17 protein-coding genes and 1 rRNA gene are annotated in these 19,951 nt (G+C 44.5%); 5 read left to right on the top strand and 13 right to left on the bottom strand.

Annotation, left to right across the window (positions count from 1 at the left end; genetic code table 11):
* The 7 genes from K6Y31_RS05980 to K6Y31_RS05950 all read right to left on the bottom strand — a co-directional run.
* Nucleotides 1–603 (bottom strand): 16S ribosomal RNA (locus K6Y31_RS05980); the annotation flags it as partial.
* 510 nt (nucleotides 604–1,113) lie between these two features.
* Nucleotides 1,114–1,632 (bottom strand): menaquinone-dependent protoporphyrinogen IX dehydrogenase, encoded by a 519-nt coding sequence (hemG, locus tag K6Y31_RS05975; protein WP_233051899.1) that lies wholly within the window; start codon nucleotides 1,630–1,632, stop codon nucleotides 1,114–1,116.
* 31 nt (nucleotides 1,633–1,663) lie between these two features.
* On the bottom strand, nucleotides 1,664–3,121 hold the full coding sequence (locus K6Y31_RS05970; protein ID WP_233051898.1) for a TrkH family potassium uptake protein: 1,458 nt from the start codon (nucleotides 3,119–3,121) through the stop codon (nucleotides 1,664–1,666).
* 42 nt (nucleotides 3,122–3,163) lie between these two features.
* Nucleotides 3,164–3,778: a YigZ family protein gene (locus K6Y31_RS05965; protein ID WP_233051897.1), complete on the bottom strand. Its 615-nt coding sequence runs from the start codon at nucleotides 3,776–3,778 to the stop codon at nucleotides 3,164–3,166.
* Entirely contained in the window at nucleotides 3,778–5,103 is a 1,326-nt protein-coding gene (gene pepQ, locus K6Y31_RS05960) for a Xaa-Pro dipeptidase (protein WP_233051896.1), read from the bottom strand. The genes K6Y31_RS05965 and pepQ overlap by 1 nt, the downstream gene beginning before the upstream one ends.
* Before the next feature lie 252 nt (nucleotides 5,104–5,355).
* On the bottom strand, nucleotides 5,356–6,402 hold the full coding sequence (locus K6Y31_RS05955) for an MbnH family di-heme enzyme (RefSeq protein WP_233051895.1): 1,047 nt from the start codon (nucleotides 6,400–6,402) through the stop codon (nucleotides 5,356–5,358).
* A gap of 14 nt (nucleotides 6,403–6,416) precedes the next feature.
* Entirely contained in the window at nucleotides 6,417–7,154 is a 738-nt protein-coding gene (locus K6Y31_RS05950; RefSeq protein ID WP_233051894.1) for an MbnP family copper-binding protein, read from the bottom strand.
* Between the two features lie 112 nt (nucleotides 7,155–7,266).
* Here K6Y31_RS05950 and K6Y31_RS05945 point away from each other — a divergent pair, with 112 nt between their 5' ends.
* The 3 genes from K6Y31_RS05945 to K6Y31_RS05935 all read left to right on the top strand — a co-directional run bounded on the left by K6Y31_RS05945 (nucleotide 7,267) and on the right by K6Y31_RS05935 (nucleotide 8,749).
* Nucleotides 7,267–7,527: a glutathione S-transferase N-terminal domain-containing protein gene (locus tag K6Y31_RS05945; RefSeq protein WP_232800596.1), complete on the top strand. Its 261-nt coding sequence runs from the start codon at nucleotides 7,267–7,269 to the stop codon at nucleotides 7,525–7,527.
* A gap of 102 nt (nucleotides 7,528–7,629) precedes the next feature.
* Complete coding sequence (locus K6Y31_RS05940) at nucleotides 7,630–7,824, top strand: hypothetical protein (RefSeq protein ID WP_233051893.1); 195 nt, start codon at nucleotides 7,630–7,632, stop codon at nucleotides 7,822–7,824.
* A 127-nt stretch (nucleotides 7,825–7,951) separates the two neighbouring features.
* Complete coding sequence (locus K6Y31_RS05935; RefSeq protein ID WP_233051892.1) at nucleotides 7,952–8,749, top strand: carbonic anhydrase; 798 nt, start codon at nucleotides 7,952–7,954, stop codon at nucleotides 8,747–8,749.
* A gap of 59 nt (nucleotides 8,750–8,808) precedes the next feature.
* Here K6Y31_RS05935 and K6Y31_RS05930 read toward each other — a convergent pair whose 3' ends face one another.
* The 6 genes from K6Y31_RS05930 to argC form a co-directional block, all read right to left on the bottom strand.
* Entirely contained in the window at nucleotides 8,809–9,132 is a 324-nt protein-coding gene (locus K6Y31_RS05930; RefSeq protein WP_233051891.1) for a putative quinol monooxygenase, read from the bottom strand.
* A gap of 134 nt (nucleotides 9,133–9,266) precedes the next feature.
* Nucleotides 9,267–11,126: an argininosuccinate lyase gene (argH, locus tag K6Y31_RS05925; protein ID WP_233051890.1), complete on the bottom strand. Its 1,860-nt coding sequence runs from the start codon at nucleotides 11,124–11,126 to the stop codon at nucleotides 9,267–9,269.
* A 130-nt stretch (nucleotides 11,127–11,256) separates the two neighbouring features.
* Complete coding sequence (locus K6Y31_RS05920; protein ID WP_233051889.1) at nucleotides 11,257–12,468, bottom strand: argininosuccinate synthase; 1,212 nt, start codon at nucleotides 12,466–12,468, stop codon at nucleotides 11,257–11,259.
* Nucleotides 12,468–13,385 (bottom strand): ornithine carbamoyltransferase, encoded by a 918-nt coding sequence (locus K6Y31_RS05915; protein ID WP_233051888.1) that lies wholly within the window; start codon nucleotides 13,383–13,385, stop codon nucleotides 12,468–12,470. The genes K6Y31_RS05920 and K6Y31_RS05915 overlap by 1 nt, the downstream gene beginning before the upstream one ends.
* A gap of 99 nt (nucleotides 13,386–13,484) precedes the next feature.
* Nucleotides 13,485–14,258: an acetylglutamate kinase gene (gene argB / locus K6Y31_RS05910; protein ID WP_233051887.1), complete on the bottom strand. Its 774-nt coding sequence runs from the start codon at nucleotides 14,256–14,258 to the stop codon at nucleotides 13,485–13,487.
* A 97-nt stretch (nucleotides 14,259–14,355) separates the two neighbouring features.
* Complete coding sequence (argC, locus tag K6Y31_RS05905) at nucleotides 14,356–15,366, bottom strand: N-acetyl-gamma-glutamyl-phosphate reductase (protein ID WP_233051886.1); 1,011 nt, start codon at nucleotides 15,364–15,366, stop codon at nucleotides 14,356–14,358.
* 227 nt (nucleotides 15,367–15,593) lie between these two features.
* Between argC and argE the strand changes: the two genes are divergently transcribed.
* A complete protein-coding gene (gene argE, locus K6Y31_RS05900) occupies nucleotides 15,594–16,742 on the top strand; it encodes an acetylornithine deacetylase (protein WP_233051885.1) in 1,149 nt (382 codons plus the stop codon).
* Between the two features lie 402 nt (nucleotides 16,743–17,144).
* Nucleotides 17,145–19,778, top strand: a complete 2,634-nt coding sequence (gene ppc, locus K6Y31_RS05895) for a phosphoenolpyruvate carboxylase (RefSeq protein ID WP_233051884.1) — start codon at nucleotides 17,145–17,147, stop codon at nucleotides 19,776–19,778.
* Nucleotides 19,779–19,951 lie beyond the last annotated feature (173 nt).

Raw genomic sequence — 19,951 nt, 5'->3', positions numbered from 1 at the left:
ATCTGGCTTAACAAGCCACCTACACGCGCTTTACGCCCAGTAATTCCGATTAACGCTCGCACCCTCCGTATTACCGCGGCTGCTGGCACGGAGTTAGCCGGTGCTTCTTCTGTCGCTAACGTCACAGCAACGTGCTATTAACACGTTACCTTTCCTCACGACTGAAAGTGCTTTACAACCCGAAGGCCTTCTTCACACACGCGGCATGGCTGCATCAGGCTTGCGCCCATTGTGCAATATTCCCCACTGCTGCCTCCCGTAGGAGTCTGGACCGTGTCTCAGTTCCAGTGTGGCTGGTCATCCTCTCAGACCAGCTAGGGATCGTCGCCTTGGTAAGCCGTTACCTTACCAACTAGCTAATCCCACTTGGGTTCATCTTGTGGCGTGAGGCCCGAAGGTCCCCCACTTTGCTCCGTAGAGATTATGCGGTATTAGCAGTCGTTTCCAACTGTTGTCCCCCACCACAAGGCAGATACCCAAGCATTACTCACCCGTCCGCCGCTCGTCAGCAGAGAAGCAAGCTTCTCTCTGTTACCGCTCGACTTGCATGTGTTAAGCCTGCCGCCAGCGTTCAATCTGAGCCATGATCAAACTCTTCAATTAAAGTTTTTTGGTCCGAAGACCTGCTCAATGAATTCTGTTTTGAACATCACCTAAGTGATATTCGATTTGTTCTATATGAACACTCAGAAATAACATTGATAAATAAATCGTTTTGGCGATTCGTTACCATTGCGTTGTCAACCGAAGTTAAACAACATGAGTATTCACACAGATTGCATGATTAAATTGTTAAAGAGCGTTGACTGGATTGCTTTCGCTTCACCTCGTCAGGGCTGCGCATTCTACGCTAGCCGATTTGAAAGTCAATCGTTAATTTGCATTAAATTGTCGATTTCTTTTCTGGTTAGAAAGCTAAGCTTCTTAACCACCTGATGTTGCGTTGCGCCTTGCGCTGTGCCGTCTCAGTGGTTGCGCATTATAGGGAGATTCGATTCTGGCGCAAGGCTTTTTTTAAGAAAAATCGTAGTTTTTACCATTTCGAACAAATTAGCTTATAAAACACGCAAAAGTAACGCTTAAAGCGGCAGGCTGCCTATTTTTCATACAAGATTAAAGGCAATTAAAATCTTTACCAAAGGTTTCAACATGCTGCCAATCTGTAAATTCAAGATCTTTAGTCTTATCTGTACTTCCGCCCGTCATTTTCATGATTAGCTGAATAATCAACGTTTGCCACCAATTGTATTTCGAGTAAGTCAGTGCGCCAGCGAACACCCCTTTCATTTTTGGCTGCCATTCACATAGGCGATCAAACTTCATCATATACGCACTGGTCGCGGGGCTCGCCTTTTCAGGTTTCCGCGCAGTTAAGCACACAACAAAAAAAGCATTCGGTATTTTATGCAGCTCATTTTTATGTTCGTTTAAAAATGGGATAACACTCGATTCAAAATTGCCATAACGTATCGAGGCACCGACCAGTACTTTTGTATACTGCGTAAAATCAACTGAAGCCGCTTCATTGATATTAACTAACTCGGAGTCTTGATCTAACTCAGACTGTATCTTGTTAATGATTTTCAATGTTTGACCATCACGGCTTGAATACAAGATTAATACTTTAGACATGTGCTTCCTTAAAATACATTTTAGGCTGTAATCAGCTTTTCCAATAGACAGGTGTAAACAAGACCAGTAGCGTGAATATTTCTAATCGACCAAAGAGCATCGCTAGGACTAAAATCCATTTACTCGCATCGGATGTTTCGCCAAAGTGTACTGCAACTTCGCCTAGACCCGGCCCCAAGTTATTGAGCGTGGCCACTACGGCAGAAAACGCTGACAGCTCTTCCATACCCGTTGCGATCAAAGCTAACATACAAATAACGAATACTAAGGCGTAAGCAGAAAAGAATCCCCAGACGGCTTCAACAACCTTGTCAGGCACCGCTTTTTTTCCTAGTTTAATTTTGTAAATAGCACGTGGGTGCACTAATCGCTTTAATTCACGAAATCCTTGCAGGTTTAACAGCAATACTCTAATCACTTTCATGCCGCCCCCAGTAGAACCAGCACAGCCACCAATAAAAGATGAGAAGACCAATAACACAGGTAGAAAAAGTGGCCAATCAGAGAAACTTGTGGTGCTAAAGCCAGCGGTTGTTGATATGGATACGGCTTGAAATAGAGCTTGATCTAAACTCTGCTCAAGCGAGTCGTAGGTTTGATGTGCTGCTAGCACCGAAAAACAGATGACGGTGAGCGCTAGCTGTATATAAAGAAACGCCCGTACTTCGGGATCTTTCAAATACACCTTCAAACGCATGCCATGATTACCAAAAGCCGCAAAGTGTAGGGCAAAGTTGAACCCTGAAATAATGAGAAAAACCACCGTAATCAGGTTTATTAGCGGGCTATTGAAAAACCCCATACTAGCATCGTGAGTTGAAAAGCCGCCAATTGCTACCGTTGAAAATGAATGACAAATCGCGTCAAACAAGCTCATGCCAGCCAACCAAAACGCCAACATACACGCAATAGTTAAACACAAATAGATATACCAAAGCGCCTTAGCCGTTTCGGCTATCCTTGGTGTCATTTTGGAATCTTTAACGGGGCCAGGCGTTTCCGCGCGATAAAGCTGCATGCCACCTATACCTAGAATTGGCAGTACAGCAACAGCAAGTACAATGATCCCCATCCCGCCCAACCATTGCAGCATTTGTCGGTAAAATAAAATGGCTTTGGGCAGATTATCAAGCCCCGTGATCACCGTTGCCCCGGTGGTGGTTAAGCCCGAGAATGATTCAAAGAAGGATTCTGCCACATTCATTTTTGGCTGTTCGCTAATCAAAAATGGTAATGAACCAACACTCCCTAACACCGTCCAAAATAACACGACAATCAGAAAACCATCTTTCGCCTTTAACTCGCTTTTGTAATATCGATTAGGAAACCACAATGAAAGACCAGAAAACAAAGCAATCAAAAATGCACTGATAAAGTCACGACCCGCACCATCTTTATAAATGACCGCCACTATTGCTGGCGCCAACATAGTGACGCTAAACAGTGCAACTAATAAGCCAACGATACGTAATATAGCCCTAAACTGCATTTAGCCTGTCACCTGTGTTTGCTCAAACATAACTTATCCATATCATTCGATGAGAGAAAATTTCAGCTCACCTTGGCTTTTATCTTTTAGGCCTCGCTTTAGCGCTGCCACATTACGTATATCAATGCTTACTTCTAAGCTAACCATTTCACCATAGTCACTGGTTACAACAACTCCGCCCAATTGACCTAATAATATTTCAATCCAACTGATCTGTGGGTAATGACACATAATATGCCCTAAAGCCTGAGGGACTTTTTCAATCACTCTAATTTGTTTAAGCGCGGCCTGTACACCGCCGCCATAGGCCCGCACTAAGCCTCCAGTACCCAGTTTAATTCCGCCTGAATACCGCACCACCACCGCAGTGACCTCGCCCAAACCACTTCCTTGTAATGCCGCCAAAATAGGTTTACCGGCCGTACCGCTAGGCTCGCCATCATCACTAAAACCAAGCTCAACACTATTACTTGGCGCAGCAGCCACAAAAGCCCAGCAATGATGCCTAGCATTCGGATGCATATCTTTCATCCCTTGGATAAAAGCAGTAGCTTGCTCTCGCCCATTCGTATGGGCAAGAGTAGTAATAAAGCGGCTTTTCTTAATTTCCTCTACCAGCTCAACTTGTTCAATAATGATAGGGTAAGGCTGTGGCATTAATTTAAGCCTAAATCACGCGTCATATTTTCTATATTATGCTGATGAATAATGATGTTATCTTCAATTCGGATGCCACCAAACGGCAACAATTCGGCGACTTTTTGCCAATCTACTTGTGCTTGCTGAGGGCTTTGCTTCAACTGCTTTAATAATTCTGGAATAAAGTACAAACCAGGTTCAATGGTATAAACCTGCTGCGCCTCAATGATCCGGGTACAGCGCAAAAAACTGTGCTCTTGAGGTGGCGCCAAAGGAGTGCCGCGCTCGTCTTGCATAAAACCAGCAACATCGTGAACTTGCAACCCTAGCAAATGCCCTAACCCGTGGGGGAAGAAAGTTGAGGTTACGCCACCAGCAACCAAGCTTTCGACACTCCCTTGTGCCAGCTTAAAATCCAACAAGACCTGAGCAATTTTACTGTGCATCTGTAAATGAAGATCGCTGTAACGCATCCCGATCTTAATTTCACTGATCGACGCCAGCTGAATACGCTCAATAGCAGCAATCAGCTCAGCAAAAAGATCCTTTTTAGCACTGTATGTACGGGTGATATCCGCAGCATAACCCGCATAATTAGCACCGGCATCGATTAAAAATGAGCGTTGCTCGCTAGCAGTTAATTGACGTAGCTCGGGATGACTGTAATGTAAAATAGCGCCATGTTCATTTAGCGCAACAATATTGCCATAAGGTACTTCGTTTTCGTCTTGACCAATGGCATTTAAATAACGCTGATTAATTTCAAATTCTGACAAACCATCATAAAATGCTGCCTTGGCCGCTAAGTGACCGGTAACGGCAATTTTATTCGCTTGGCGTAAGCACCCCATCTCATAGTCGGTTTTGTAACTGCGATGAAAGTGCAGGTAATTAAGTACATGCTCTGGGTTACACTGACCGATCCCTAATGCTTCGGCTACTTCAATATGTTCACCAATGTAAGCCATATTGGCGCGATCGTAAGGCAGTAAATCGGCCACTTGCTCAGGACGAACAAGTAGTTCAATATCAAAAAACGCCGTCCAAAAATCATCTGGCTCATTTGGCACTTTATGCCAAAAGTCGACAGGGCGATAAAAAATCAACTTAGGCTTATCTTGACCATTAACCACTAACCAGCAATTGGGGTTATCGTACACAGGTAACCAATGTTTAAAATGCGGATTAGCCTTAAACGGGTAGGTTTGGTCATCGAGAAATGCTTTTTTTAACTGACCAGAGTGAATAATCAGTGCGTCAAATGCCTGTAGCTTTAATGCTTCAGCAATACGAGATTGGAGTGCGGCGATGTGCGCAGCAAAAAGTGTAACAACATTGCTCATGTGAAACCCTGCTAATAAGCCAAATCAGATATCAATATCTTAACACACAAGATAACTAAGGCAGCCAGCACTGTTTGACCGAAATGCGACTCGTTGCAAACCTAATAATGGAAAAAAGGACGCATAGATCAGCGATGTGTTACCACTTCAAATCGACTTAAGCCTGCCGGCGCTGTCTAAAGTAAGCTTTTTTATTGCAAAGCTTCGCTTACTTGGATCAGCGCAGAGCATAAACAAAAGGCACGCTGCAGATTATTTTTTAGGAGCAGAAAAGTCGGGGGTTTGTATCAATTCGTAATCCGTTAATGAAGCTAAAAACGCAATCAGTTGGTTTTTTTCTAGCTCCGTTAATGCAAAGCCGACAATCAACTCGCTTTTGTTAGGGTTTAGCTTACCGTCACCTTGCACGCCTTGTAAGTTTAAACTGCCGCCACGACTGTAGTGATCTATTACTTGTGCCAAATAGGCCATACTACCATCATGCATATAAGGGGCGGTTAAGGTTAAGTTTCGTAATGAAGGGGCTCTGAACTTACCGTTATCCGCTTCAGCAAACGAGACTTCATAAAGACCTAAGTCCGATTCGGGGTAACCCGTATCGCTATAGTATAAGCCGGTATTATGAAATGTATTGCGCTGCACTCGCCCTTGCGCATCTATGGTTTGATTAAAATTGATCCCCCCGTGACAACGGCGACAACCTAATCGCTCGGATTCAAAAAGCGCCATACCAGCGATCGCCTCATTACTTAACGCCTGTTTATTGCCTGCTAAGTATTGATCATAAGGACTATTGTAAGACTGCAATGTCATTTGAAAAGCCGCTAATGCAGCAGTAATCCGAGTAAGCGAAATCTCAGCGTCGCCAAAAGCGGCATCAAACAATGGCGCATAATCATACTGCGATAAAGTTAAATTTTGCGCCAATAAATCAATTTCAGGAGCAGCCATTTCAACGGGATCATCACTAAACAACGGGATCAAAGCCTGAAAGGAGAGATCTGTCTGTAACGGGTTCGCCCAAGTAAAGCTGTCATAACTGGCCAAATTAAACAGCGCCAAACTGTTGCGTCGACCTGCTTTACCATGAGTGTTAAAAGATAAGCGTCGACTGTCGGCAAAAGCATAAGCTTGTTGATGGCAATCACTGCAGGCTAAATTGTTATTGGCTGATAAACGTTTGTCATAAAATAAATGGCGCCCCAACTCGGCCAAAGCTTGCTGCTCTTTCCCACCTTGCCACTTACTCCAACCCCAAATGCACAAAATCAATAGACCGAGGCAAACAACAAGGCGCAAAGCAACACTCCTCACTAGGCCCCCAGTCTAAATATACGCTGCGGCGCATCTTGTAAACCGAGTAAATTAAATAACGTATCACACCCCTTGTCTTGCGGCTTACCAAAACAACGGGCGTGAGGAAGCTCAGTAAAAAACTGGCGTAGCTCTAATTTAATAGGTTGGCCTAATTGATAACTCGGCAACGTAATCTCAGGGCGATTTTGATACCTACATTGGATATCATCCCCGACATTGCCAACACAACCGCTGCTACCTAGGTGATGCTTTACTGTTTGCTCACGCCAAGCAAGATCAAAGTAGGCAAACTTATATCCCACCGTCCAATGCCATTGCAACTGGCTGATATCCAAAGGCGCTTTGGCAAGTTGAGGATCTTGATGATTTAGCGCTTGCGGCACGCCTATCTTAAAACGTAAGCCTTGGTATTGTCCGGGCTTCACCTTCATTGCGACAGACGTTAAGCCCATTGGCTTGGTTTGACAGGGTGCTAAATCCAACAGTGCAATCGACTCATTTTGCCAAGGGCTATTTAGAGAGTTATCCAACTCAACCTTTTGCCACTGCCCCGATAACTCTTGTAGCGCCAAATCGTGAATATACAACGTCAGTGCATTTACTTGTAAAGCGCTACTACATGTCACCTCTTGCCCTTCAAAGCTGAGAGAGAATGGCAAAATGACCGTTTCTGTTTTAGATTCAGCGCAGCCAAACAACCACAAGCAGGCAATCACCTGCATCATCTGTTTCATTGTTACCATCCATAGTAAACTCCATTAACGCTGAGCATAAAGCCAAAGCTACCCTATGGTAAAGCCTGTCAGCTTATTGCAAAATCCCCTTTTCCTTAAAGATGAGAAACTCATGACTTATTCCAGCAAAGATGTTGCACTATATCACTTCACCGCTTGCCCCTATTGTCGCAAAGTGCGTGATAGCTTGAACGAACAAAAACTTAATATTGAACTCAGAGATGTTCGCAAGCACACCCATTACCACCAAGAATTAATCAGTAAAGGCGGCAAGGCCACCGTTCCTTGCTTACGCATCAAGGAAGCAGACGGTTATCGCTGGTTATATGAGTCAAACGACATCATTAAGTTTCTGAAGCAGCAGGTAAAATAATTCTTATAAAAGCCTAAAAATTGATCCTGCTCAACTTTAGGTTCAACTTAGCTTCTTACCGCGGTATCATTCATTAGAAATTAACCTAAAAATGATACCGATATGAATAGCCTACCAACCAACTACATTACTACCTTTATTATTCCCCCTCCCGGTATCGCTAACATGTTATCGTTTTTAAGAAGTGACGATTACAATCAAAGAGTTAAAGAGCTCGCATACCAAGAATTAGCAATCAAATACGGTATTAACCGCAACCAAGCCGATCAACTTTGCCAACAAAACAGTGAACTGTAAAAACGTTATTAGCGGTTAGATAGTATATTTAACATCATGGTTTGAGTTAACGAAGACGCTTTCGCCCCCTTAACGTCAAATTAATGTAAAATACTGTTATCAACCTATAACGAGATAAGGGACACTTATGAATAAAGTTTTCTGGTTCGCAGCCATCGTGTTATTGATCGATATTATTGACGTTGCGCTATCTGATGCACCAGCGCCTGTCACGCAAAACCACCCACAATCATCCTCACTCCAACATCAGAGCGCGCATTCTTGGGGCTATGTCGGTAACACCGGACCTGAGCACTGGGGCGATATTGCAACAATCTGTGAAACCGGCAAACAACAATCTCCCATTGATATTGTCCACGCCCAGCCAACACAACTGGAAGCCATTGAATGGGACTACGAGCCTAAGTTTCAAAACATCATCAATAACGGCCATACAGTACAAGTAAATCTACAACCGGGCAGTGAAATCGAAGTAAATGATACAGATTACCAATTGAAACAATTCCACTTTCACACTCCTAGTGAAAACCGTTTGAATGGTAGAAGCTACCCATTAGAGGCGCATTTTGTTCATGCCGACAAAAAAGGTAACTTAGCGGTGGTTGGCGTTTTCTTTGAACATGGCCGCGCCAACGCAGCCCTAGCTGCTTTATGGGAAAAGATGCCAGCACAAGTGGGAACCAAACAATCATTGAACAAAATAAACTTTGAGCTCAATGAGCTGTTACCAAAAAATAAGAATTACTACAGTTTTACAGGCTCATTGACCACACCACCTTGCAGTGAAGGCGTGCAATGGTTAGTCATGCAGCAAGCAATTAAAGCCTCTCCTGAGCAAATAGCAGCATTCAAAGCGGTATTACCTAGCCACAACAACCGCCCAATTCAAGCACAGAACCAACGCACAATTAGCGTAAGTAAATAATCGAGAATGAAATAAAAACGGGAGCCACTGGCTCCCGAATTTAACTGCTTGATGTGCGATTAATAGCCTTGGTCGGTATAAGCTGTCACCTGTGCATCGGCCACCAAGCCATTTTCATCCACTACGTGTTGCTGAAAGAAATCTTGAATCTCTTTGCGCTCACCGTGAGCAGTCCAACTAGCAGCATCTGCCCACACTTCATTAAACAAAATGCTGTAATCTGAACGCGTGGCACTCGGATGATCAATTTGACGCGTTAAGATGTACTGTAAGCAGCCTTCCTCTTCGCGAGAGCTCGGCTCTAACGCTTTAAGTACCTCAAACAGCTCCTGCTCTTTACCTTCTTTAGCGCGAAACTGGGCAATAACATAAACTTTAGACATTCTCTTCCCTTATTTTGAATACGATGAAAAATGAGTATATCGCTAAATATAAACGATTAAAGAGTAGCAATAGCAAATAGCCACAAAAAAGGGAGCCGCAGCTCCCAGTTTAATTAAGTAAGAAAGCCAAAGGCTTACTTCTTAATTCGGGTATTAAAAATAAGCTCTAGCGCCACTTCATCACACGAATGTTGACGGAAGCAGTCATCGCAATCTTTTAACACTTTTTCTGGCAGCATGGCTTTACTTGTTGGGCTAAAACCAAGTTGCATAAAGAATTCAGAAGCGCGAGTCAGCACGAATAAACGTTGGATCGCCATTTTTTGTGCTTTCTTAATTAAGAATTCGACGAGGGCCTGATCTTGACCTTGGTCAGCAAACTCTACATCCACTCCCAATGAGCGCACCTCTGCTAGGCCAGTGTCGTAAACATAAAGAGAGGCACAGCCCGTCACTTTACCGTTCACTTCGGTCACGGCAAACTCACCCACCGCTGAAACCAATTCAGAACGAGAGCGCGGTAAATTTTCACCCGCATTGGCCCAATAATTCACCAAGCGTTCAATATCATCTAAGTCAGTTAAACGCGCCGCACGGGCATACACGCCCGAAGTATCACGTTTATTTAAACGCTTTTCGGCTGAGCTTAAAGCAAATTCAATCTGCTCTGGCGCCACGCCACCTAATGCTTTACGCGCCGCAAGCGTTGCTTCCAACGTCAACACAGGGTAAACGTCTGCTTCAATCACGCTTGAGAACGCTTTGAACTCCTCAACCGTTAAATCTTCTAGTGGTACACCTTTTTGGATTGCCCCCACCACCGCGGCGCCAACAATATGGTGCGCTTCACGAAATGGAATACCTTTAGCCACTAAATAATCCGCTAGTTCAGTCGCGTTAGCATAACCGCCTTGCGCGGCTTCTTTAGTACGCTCTTCGTTTACTTTCAGGTCGGTTAAGGCCATTTCAGCCATTTCTAAACAGTCACCCCAAGTATCTAGCGCATCAAACAAGCCTTCTTTATCTTCTTGCATGTCTTTGTTATACGCCAAAGGCAATGCCTTTAACGTCATCATCATGCCCGAAAGAGAGCCGTAAACACGACCCGCTTTACCGCGGATCAGCTCCATGGCATCAGGGTTTTTCTTTTGTGGCATTAATGACGAGCCAGACGTCACTTGATCTGACATTTCAATAAAGCCAGATTCGCCTGAGTTATAGAAAATTAAATCTTCAGCCATGCGCGAAAGGTGCAACATAGAAAGAGAGGCCGTGCTCATTAACTCAACCACATGGTCACGATCAGATACGCTGTCTAAGCTGTTACGAGTGGCGCGGCGAAAACCTAAGTTGTGCGCCAATATGGTGCGATCCATCGGATAACCCGTACCCGCTAATGCGCCGCTGCCTAATGGGCTAGTATCAAGACGCTTTAAGCAATCCTTCATACGGCCATAGTCACGCTCAAACATTTCGACATAAGCTAAACACCAATGCGAGAAAGTCACCGGCTGGGCGCGTTGTAGGTGAGTGTAACCCGGCAATACCACCTGCTGGTGAATGCGCGCTAGTTCAACCAATTTCTGCTGTAGGCGATCCAATAATACGATCAGCTCTTGGGCGCGCTCTTTACACCAGAGTTTTAAATCTGTCGCAACTTGGTCGTTTCGGCTACGGCCGGTGTGTAGCTTTTTACCTAAGTCGCCGACTTTTTGAATCAGCTGCGTTTCAACCCAAGAATGAATATCTTCAGCATCAGATTCCAAAATTTGCTCAGGGTTTGCTACCACTGACTCTTTTAATTCGTTCAGCGCCACTTCCAAACGCTGTTGCTCATCAGCGGTCAATACGTTCACTTCTAACAGTGATTTTGACCAGGCAATCGAGCCCACTATATCCTGCTTAGCTAGACGATAGTCAAACCGCAAGGAATCATTAAACAACTTAAATTTTGCGTCTGCTGCTTGGCTAAAACGCCCGCCCCAAAGTGCCATGAGCTTCTCTCTCCTGAAATGTTTTTACCATTGGTCTTTGTTGTCAGAGTAAGTGACCAATCAAGTCTTTAAAACGACAAAATAGCCGCTCAAGAGCAGCTATTTTGTTTGATGCTAATTAAAACAAAGCTTACTTGTTTTTAGCATTTAACGAACGAATACGACTCGCTAAAGAATACAAACGGATGAAACCTTCTGCATGCTTTTGGTTGTAAACATCGTCAGCACCAAAGGTCGCAAATGCTTCAGAGTATAAGCTGTTTGGTGATTTTTTCTTCACAGCAACCGCTTGGCCTTTGTAAAGACGTACCACTACTTCACCGTTGGCATCTTTTGCTAACGACTCTGAAGCAGCCAATAACGATTCACAAAGTGGTGTGAACCAACGACCGTCATATACTAAGTGAGCAAACTCTTGACCCACTTGATCACGCCAGCGACGTGATGGCTTGTCATGCACTAGCTCATCAATACCGCGCAGCGCAGCAACCATTACTGTACCACCTGGGGTTTCATAACAACCTCGAGACTTCATACCCACAGTACGGTTCTCGGTGATATCAATACGACCCACGCCGTGCTTGGCAGCTTTTTCATTTAACAGCATTAATGCTTGATAAGGTGATAGCTCAACACCATCAACTGCGGTTACGCGTGCATTTTTAACCGTTAGGGCCACGTATTCTGGCTCGTTTGGTGCATCTAACGGGTCAACCGTTAATGTCCAAACGCCTTTACTTGGCTCGTTGTATGGGTCTTCTAGCTCACCACCTTCGTGCGAGATATGCCATGCGTTGGCATCACGACTGTAAATTTTAGTCGCCGACGCGCTGGTTTTAATATTACGCTCAGCAAGGTAGTCAAGTAGGTCTTCACGAGAAACCATGTCCCACTCACGCCACGGTGCAATCACTTTAAGCTCAGGTGCTAATGCAGCAAAACAGCTTTCAAAGCGGATTTGGTCGTTACCTTTACCAGTACAACCATGACATACCGCATCCGCACCCACTTTAAGGGCAACTTCAACTTGCGCTTTAGCAATGATTGGACGTGCCATTGACGTACCTAATAGGTAAGTACCTTCGTACACTGCGCCAGTAGCAATGGTTGGGTAGATGTAGTCTTTTACAAACTCTTCTTTTAGGTCAACAATGTGACACTCAGAAGCCCCTGAAGCTAAGGCTTTTTCTTCTAAGCCAATGAGCTCTTCTGCACCTTGACCAACGTCAGCACAGAACGCAACAATTTCACAATCATCGTAGGTCTCTTTCAACCATGGAATGATCGCCGAAGTATCTAAACCACCTGAATAAGCCAGTACTACTTTTTTTACCTTGCTCATTAAAAATCTCCTTTCATCAATGTCAGCATGATGGCATTTTGGATATGCATTCTGTTTTCTGCTTGTGGGAAAATAAGTGAAACATTCTCGTCGTCCATCACTTCTGATGTGATATCCAACTCACGATGTGCCGGCTGACAATGTAACACATGTTTGATGCCGGTATTATCCAGCAATGCCCTATTTATTTGATAAGGCATAAATTTATCTTTTACCGCTTGTAATGGTGTGTCATCACCCATCGACACCCAAGTATCGCCATAAACAACATCATAACCCTTAATATCGTCCATCGAGTTAGTCACGCGAATAGTCGCACCTGATTCTGCAGCAATATCTTCAACTTGCTTTAGGATCTGCGCATCTGGACTAGAGCCAATAGGACACACCGCCGTTACTTCAGCACCCAAAATAGCGCCGACAATAAACAATGAGTGAGTCACGTTGTTACCATCACCAACATAAGCCAATTTTACTTTAGAAAGGTCATCATAGTGTTCAGCAATGGTCATAAAGTCTGCTAAACCTTGGCAAGGATGATACAAATCACAAAGGGAGTTAATCACAGGTACATTTGAGTACTCAGCCAACTCTTCTAGTGTTTTATGGGACATCACCCGAGCCACAATACAATCGGCCCAACGCGTTAAGTTCGATGCAAAATCCTTAACAGTTTCACGCTCACCAATTGCCCCATTTTGCGAATCAAGGTAAACCGCATGGCCACCCATTTTATGAATACCAATATCAAAAGTAACGCGAGTGCGCAGCGATTGCTTTTCAAAAATAGTAACAATACTTTTACCCTTTAAGGCATCAGCATATTTTTTCGGGTTCGCTTTCAAGTCTTTACCCAAATTAATGAGATCAATTACTTGTTGCTTACTGGCTTCTTTACCTGTTAATAAATGTTCCATTATCTACTCCGTTTTGCTGGCTACGATGTCATTTTCATTAACATGACCAGCATCAAGTGCACCGGCTTATGACCATTGCATTTTGTTTATTTGCACACCTTATTTAACGACTTTGGTGCCCATATTTTCACCTTTCAATAAGGCAACTAAATTTTCTGGCTGCTTCCAACTGGCTAACATAACATGGCCTAAACTATCAGCCGCTGCTAATGCCGCCTGCACTTTTACCGTCATGCCATCTCGGATCACGCCAGCAGCAATCAATTCATTGGCGAGAATGGTATTGAGTTCAGGAATCAGCTGTTTATTACCATCAAGCACACCATCAACATCAGATAAGAACACCAACTCGGCGCCCACTAACTCACAAATCGCGATAGCTGCTTGGTCAGCATTAACATTATACAAACGGCCATCTTCACCGATGCCAATAGATGAAATAACCGGTAATTGGTTCGCCGCTAATAACACCTTAAGCAAGGTTGGATCATTTGGCTCACATTGACCCACAGCACCAAGCTCGGGATCAAGCTGGGTAACCTTAGTGCTAAAACCATCCGCTAAAGATAGCCCGACAGCACTTAGGCCGGCTTGCAGTGCTTTCGCCATCAACAATTTGTTTGACGTACCCGCCAATGCGCCAGCAACGTAAGGAATTTGCTCAAACGGAGTAATACGCAAGCCATTTTTTTTCTCACTCTTGATACCCATTTTACTCAGCACATCTTCGACCACGATACCGCCACCGTGAACCAAGATCAGTGGGCGTTGGTTGTCTGTTAAATAACGCGTTAACGCATCAAATAAGTTCGCCAGGGCAGTGTCATTCTCAAGTACTGCGCCGCCAAGTTTAATTAACAGAGGTTTATTCATGCTGTTGTTACTTCCTTACGGCCATTGGCCAACAAAACTCGCTATTCTATGTGTTTTTAAGTATCACTTAAAAGTCACGCTTCACAGAACCAAGGAATTAAATCAATGAGGTGGTCATTGGGAAACCAAACTTGATGTTGATACACTGCATCGCTTGTGATGATGCGCCTTTTAACAAGTTATCCGTCGCACTAAAAATCACTAAGTCTTCACCATCTTGCGCCCAAGCGATGTCGCAGAAAGGAGTGCCTTCAACATTTTTAATTGCAGGATATGAACCTTTAAGTAAACGAACAATAGGCTCGTGTTGATAAGCTTGTTCATATACCTCTTGCACTTGCTCGGGTGTCACGCCTTCTTTTAGTACCACATTAATACTGGCCAAAATGCCACGCTTGTAGCTACCCAAATGAGGCGTAAATACCACTGGCGTGCCCAAATGCGCATCAATTTCCGGCTTATGTCTGTGGGTAAACACACCATAAGGTTGCAAGCTCACTTCGCAAAAGCTCGAAGTGGTTGATGCTTTACGCCCTGCACCACTAACACCACTAGTGGCATTAATGGTTGGCTTAACGCCAGTCTTAATTAATCCAGCCTGTTGCAATGGTTTCAGTGCAAGTAATGCTGTGGTGGTATAACAACCAGGTACCGCGATAAGGTCAGTCCCTTTTACCGCCTCGGCATTCCATTCGGCTAAGCCATACACCGCTTTTTCTAGCAGGTCTGGATATTGATGAGTGAAGCCATAAAATTTTTCATAGAAAGCGGAATCTTTAACACGGAATGCGCCAGATAAGTCAAACACTGTGGTGTTAGCTGCTAAAAAATGCGGCGCTAAATCATGGCTGACTTCGTGAGCCGTCGCCAACACTACAATATCAATGCCTTCACAGGCAGCAGGAATATCTGCCGTGGCGAGAGGTTGGATAATTTGGTCAACCACCCCTAGCAATTTACCGTAAAGGGCAGAGATGGGCTTACCTTGATCTTGGCTATTTTCTGAAACATACAAGCCCGCTAATTCAAGGCCTGGATGTTTTGCAATATAAAGCGCTAATTCGGCACCAGTATAACCACTGGCCCCCACAATAATTGTTTTTAACATGTCGAAATTCCGTTTAAATTTAGCTAATTGAATACAGATGAGACTAACAAAATACGCGCCCAAAAGCGCCTCTACTAAAGGTGGGATCGTCGTCGCGAATTGTGGGAAAAATTAGTCTTCATTATCGGGCATAATTTGTTATGTTAATTCAGGCTGAAATGCTAGCTGAAACTAACTTTTTATGCAATATTTCTGCATTAATATTTAAATTTAAATTTTGAGGTTCTATGTCATTACCTGGATTTATCGAAACTTATCGTGAATTGATCGCTACGCCTTCTATTAGCTCTACCGATTCGGCTTGGGATCAGAGCAACCAACAGGTAATCACCAAACTTGCCAGCTGGTTTGAAACCGCAGGGTTTAGCGTTGAAGTAACAGCAATTCCTGGTCTAGAGGGTAAGTACAATATGGTCGCGACCCTAGGCCAAGGTGAAGGAGGCTTATTGCTGGCAGGCCACACCGACACCGTGCCGTTTGATGATGGCCAATGGAGCAAAGATCCCTTTAAACTCACTGAAGATGGCAATCGCTTATACGGCCTTGGCACCATCGACATGAAAGGCTTCTTCGCGTTTATTCTTGAGGCGGTAAAAGGGTTAGACCTGACCACTATCAATAAACCACTGCGCATTCTCGCTACTGCCGATGAAGAAACCACCATGGCTGGTGCGCGTGATATTGCCAGCCGTCAGCACATTAAACCGGATTACGCCGTGATTGGTGAGCCAACGGGGTTGGTTCCCGTGTTTATGCACAAAGGCCATATGTCGGAAGCCATTCGTATTACCGGTCGCAGCGGCCATAGTTCCGATCCCAGTAAAGGGTTGAACGCCATTGAAGTGATGCATAAGGTATTAGCAGAACTATTGAAAGTGCAGCAACTGTTTAAAGAAAAATACAACTGCCCTCACTTTGAAGTACCCGCCCCCACCCTAAACTTTGGCCATATCCATGGCGGCGACAGCCCAAATCGTATTTGTGGTTGTTGCGAGTTGCATATTGATATGCGCCCTATTCCGGGTGTGAGCCCCAATGAATTGTTCATTACTTTAAAATCTGCATTGGCTGGCATTGACCAACAATACCCGGGCGCGGTCGATGTATTTCATCTTCACGAACCGATCCCTGCTTATTCCTGCAGTGAGACATCAGATTTAGTGCAGACCGCCGAACAATTTAGCGGCCATAAAGCCGAAGCCGTTAACTACTGCACCGAAGCGCCATTTATTCAACAGCTCGGCTGTGACACCATTGTCATGGGGCCGGGTTATATTGGCCAAGCGCATCAACCTGATGAATATTTGGATCTTTCTTTTGTTAAACCAACCAGCGAACTGCTTAGTTCACTGATTAAACGCTTTTGCTTAGACTAAGTCTGATTAGTCCAGAACCAAGGCTCCAATTAAGAAGAAACTTGAATTTGGCGATTGAAACAGCAGATTTATGAGTAATGGCGGTAAAAGTAAACAGTAACGAAAAAGCTGCTTGGCGGGCTAATTCATTGAATCAGCAACTAGTTTCATCGCTCGCCTTAATAGAAATGTAAGAAAGTTACACAAAAAACCGTAACTTTCACATGGGCTATCGGTTAAATAAATCGACTGAGTTTATTTGACCCAGCGCCCGTTTTGCGGATAGATTAGATACAAGTTAACGATAAGTTTAGCGTTATTAGGTTTTAAACAGGCTTTAAATGGGTTTTATTGAACTGATTCGAAACACGAACAGAAAAATAAAAAAGTTGTAAAAACACAACAAATGTAAGGACAACAGCTATGAACGACAAGTATGCTGCTCTACGCAGTAACGTAGGCTTGCTAGGTCAGTTATTAGGGCAAACTATCTCCAACCACCTAGGTGCAGAGTTTCTAGATAAAATTGAAACCATTAGACAACTGTCTAAATCATCTCGTGCTGGTAATGACGCAGACGGAGAATTACTCGTAGCTATGCTTGCAGGCCTGTCGGACGATGAATTGTTGCCTGTAGCCCGCGCCTTCACTCACTTTTTAAATCTCGCTAACATCGCAGAGCAGTTTCATACCACTTCGCGCCACTGTGAAGAGCAAGTTTGCGCACCCGACCCAATTGACGAGTTGTTTGGCAAATTAAAAGCGTCAGATGCCACTCCAGAAGCAATAAAAGCCGCCATTGAAGAAATGAAAATGGACTTGGTATTAACGGCCCATCCCACAGAGATTACCCGTCGCACCTTGATCCACAAACATGTAGCGATCAATAACTGCTTAGCCGCACTTGAACTAAGCGATATTTCAGAGCGCGAAAAAGAAAAGCTACTTTATCGATTAGAAGAGTTAATTACTCAAGCTTGGCACACCGACGAGATCCGCAAACAACGTCCTACGCCAGTAGATGAAGCTAAATGGGGCTTTGCCGTCGTTGAAAACAGCCTATGGCAAGCGGTGCCAGATTACATTCGCAATCTCGATGAGCGCGTACAAAAGAACTTTGGCTTTGCTTTGCCAATCGATGCCGCTCCTATTACCTTTACCTCATGGATGGGTGGAGACCGCGACGGCAACCCATTTGTTACTAGCAAGGTAACGGAAGAAGTATTGCTATCAAGTCGCTGGGTTGGCGTTAGCTTATTCCTTAAAGACATCAAACAGCTGACTAGCGAGCTGTCAATGATGGACTGTAACGACGCGCTGCGCGAAGTAGCGGGCGATGTACACGAACCTTATCGTGAATTGTTAAAAGGCCTGCGCAGCGATCTAAAAGAAACCTTAAACTATCTTAGCGCAACGCTGCAAGGCGAATACACCGAAGCGCGCGACCTTATCAATCGCACCGAACAACTGACCCAGCCACTAACCCTATGTTATGAATCATTACATGACTGCGGCATGAGCATTATTGCAGATGGGCTGTTGTTAGATGTGCTGCGCCGCGTAGCTTGTTTTGGTATCAACCTTGTTAAACTCGATATCCGCCAAGACGGCGAACGTCACGGCGATGTGATCGCTGAACTAACTCGTTACCTAGGTATTGGTGACTACGCCAGCTGGAACGAAGAAGAAAAACAAACCTTCTTATTACAAGAGCTCAACAGCAAGCGTCCACTGATCCCACAAGATTGGCAGCCGATGCCTGATAATCAAGAAGTATTAGATACTTGCCGAGTAGTGGCAAAAACCGATCCGCAAGCCCTAGGTATCTATATTATTTCCATGGCGCGCCAAGCATCAGATGTATTAGCAGTGCAACTACTGTTAAAAGAATGTGGTTGTCCATTCCGCATTGCCGTAGCGCCATTATTTGAAACCTTAGACGACTTAAACAACGCAGAAGAAGTCATTAAACGCTTATTCGCTGTTGACTGGTATCGTGGTTATATCAACGGTCAACAGCATGTGATGATCGGCTATTCTGACTCAGCAAAAGATGCCGGCGTGCTGGCCGCTAACTGGGCACAATACCGTGCGCAAGAGGCATTAGTCGCCCTTTGTGAAGCAAACAATGTACGTCTAACCTTGTTCCATGGCCGCGGCGGTACCATTGGCCGTGGCGGTGCACCAGCACACGCAGCCTTGTTATCACAACCTCCTGGTTCATTAAAAGGTGGCCTACGGGTAACTGAGCAAGGCGAGATGATCCGCTTTAAGTTCGGCTTATCAAGCATTGCTCAGCAATCACTCAACCTTTACACCGCGGCGATTTTAGAAGCGAACTTATTACCGCCACCGGCGCCAAAACAAGAGTGGCGTGACATGATGGACCAACTATCGGAAGACTCATGTACTGAGTACCGTGGCATGGTGCAACATGAGCCAGACTTTGTACCTTATTTCCGTAGCGTCACACCTGAGCTTGAGCTAGGAAAACTGCCACTGGGTAGCCGCCCTGCGAAGCGTAAACCAAATGGCGGCGTTGAAAGCTTACGTGCTATCCCATGGATATTTGCTTGGTCACAAAACCGCTTCATGCTACCAGCATGGCTCGGTGCCGGCGATGCAATGGGTCGCGCCCTAGAGCAAGGCAAGCAAGAGCTATTAACAGAAATGTACCAAAGCTGGCCTTTCTTCCATACCCGTTTAGAAATGTTTGAAATGGTATTTATGAAAGCGGATGAAGAATTAGCTAAATTCTATGAAGAACGTTTAGTACCACAAGAACTACACGGCTTAGGCTTAAGCTTACGTAATAAGCTAAAACAAACCCGTGACTGTGTCTTACAAACCATTCCAAAGCACAAGCTAATGGAAGAGCAACCTTGGATCAAAGAGTCGATTAATCTGCGTAACCCGTACATTGATCCACTTAACTTACTACAAGCTGAACTACTAAGCCGTTCACGTGCTAATGGTGAGCAAATTTGCCCAACCATTGATCAAGCGTTAATGGTGACCATTGCTGGCATTGCAGCAGGCTTACGTAACACCGGCTAATACCACCGAGTGTAAAAGTAAATAAAAAAGCGGGCTATTCATATGCCCGTTTTTTATTGCCGCTAAGGGTAAACCTTTCGTTTGATAGCGAATATATTGAAAACAAATTTACCTCATATCTGAGCCTACCCGCTCTACAACCGCTCAATCTTGCCTAATGTTAAGTAAGAGGT

Origin of the sequence: Motilimonas cestriensis, from assembly GCF_021295315.1 — a bacterium.
In the GTDB taxonomy this organism is placed as follows: domain Bacteria; phylum Pseudomonadota; class Gammaproteobacteria; order Enterobacterales; family CBDFNC01; genus Motilimonas; species Motilimonas cestriensis.
This window is presented reverse-complemented; position numbering and strand designations above follow the sequence as displayed.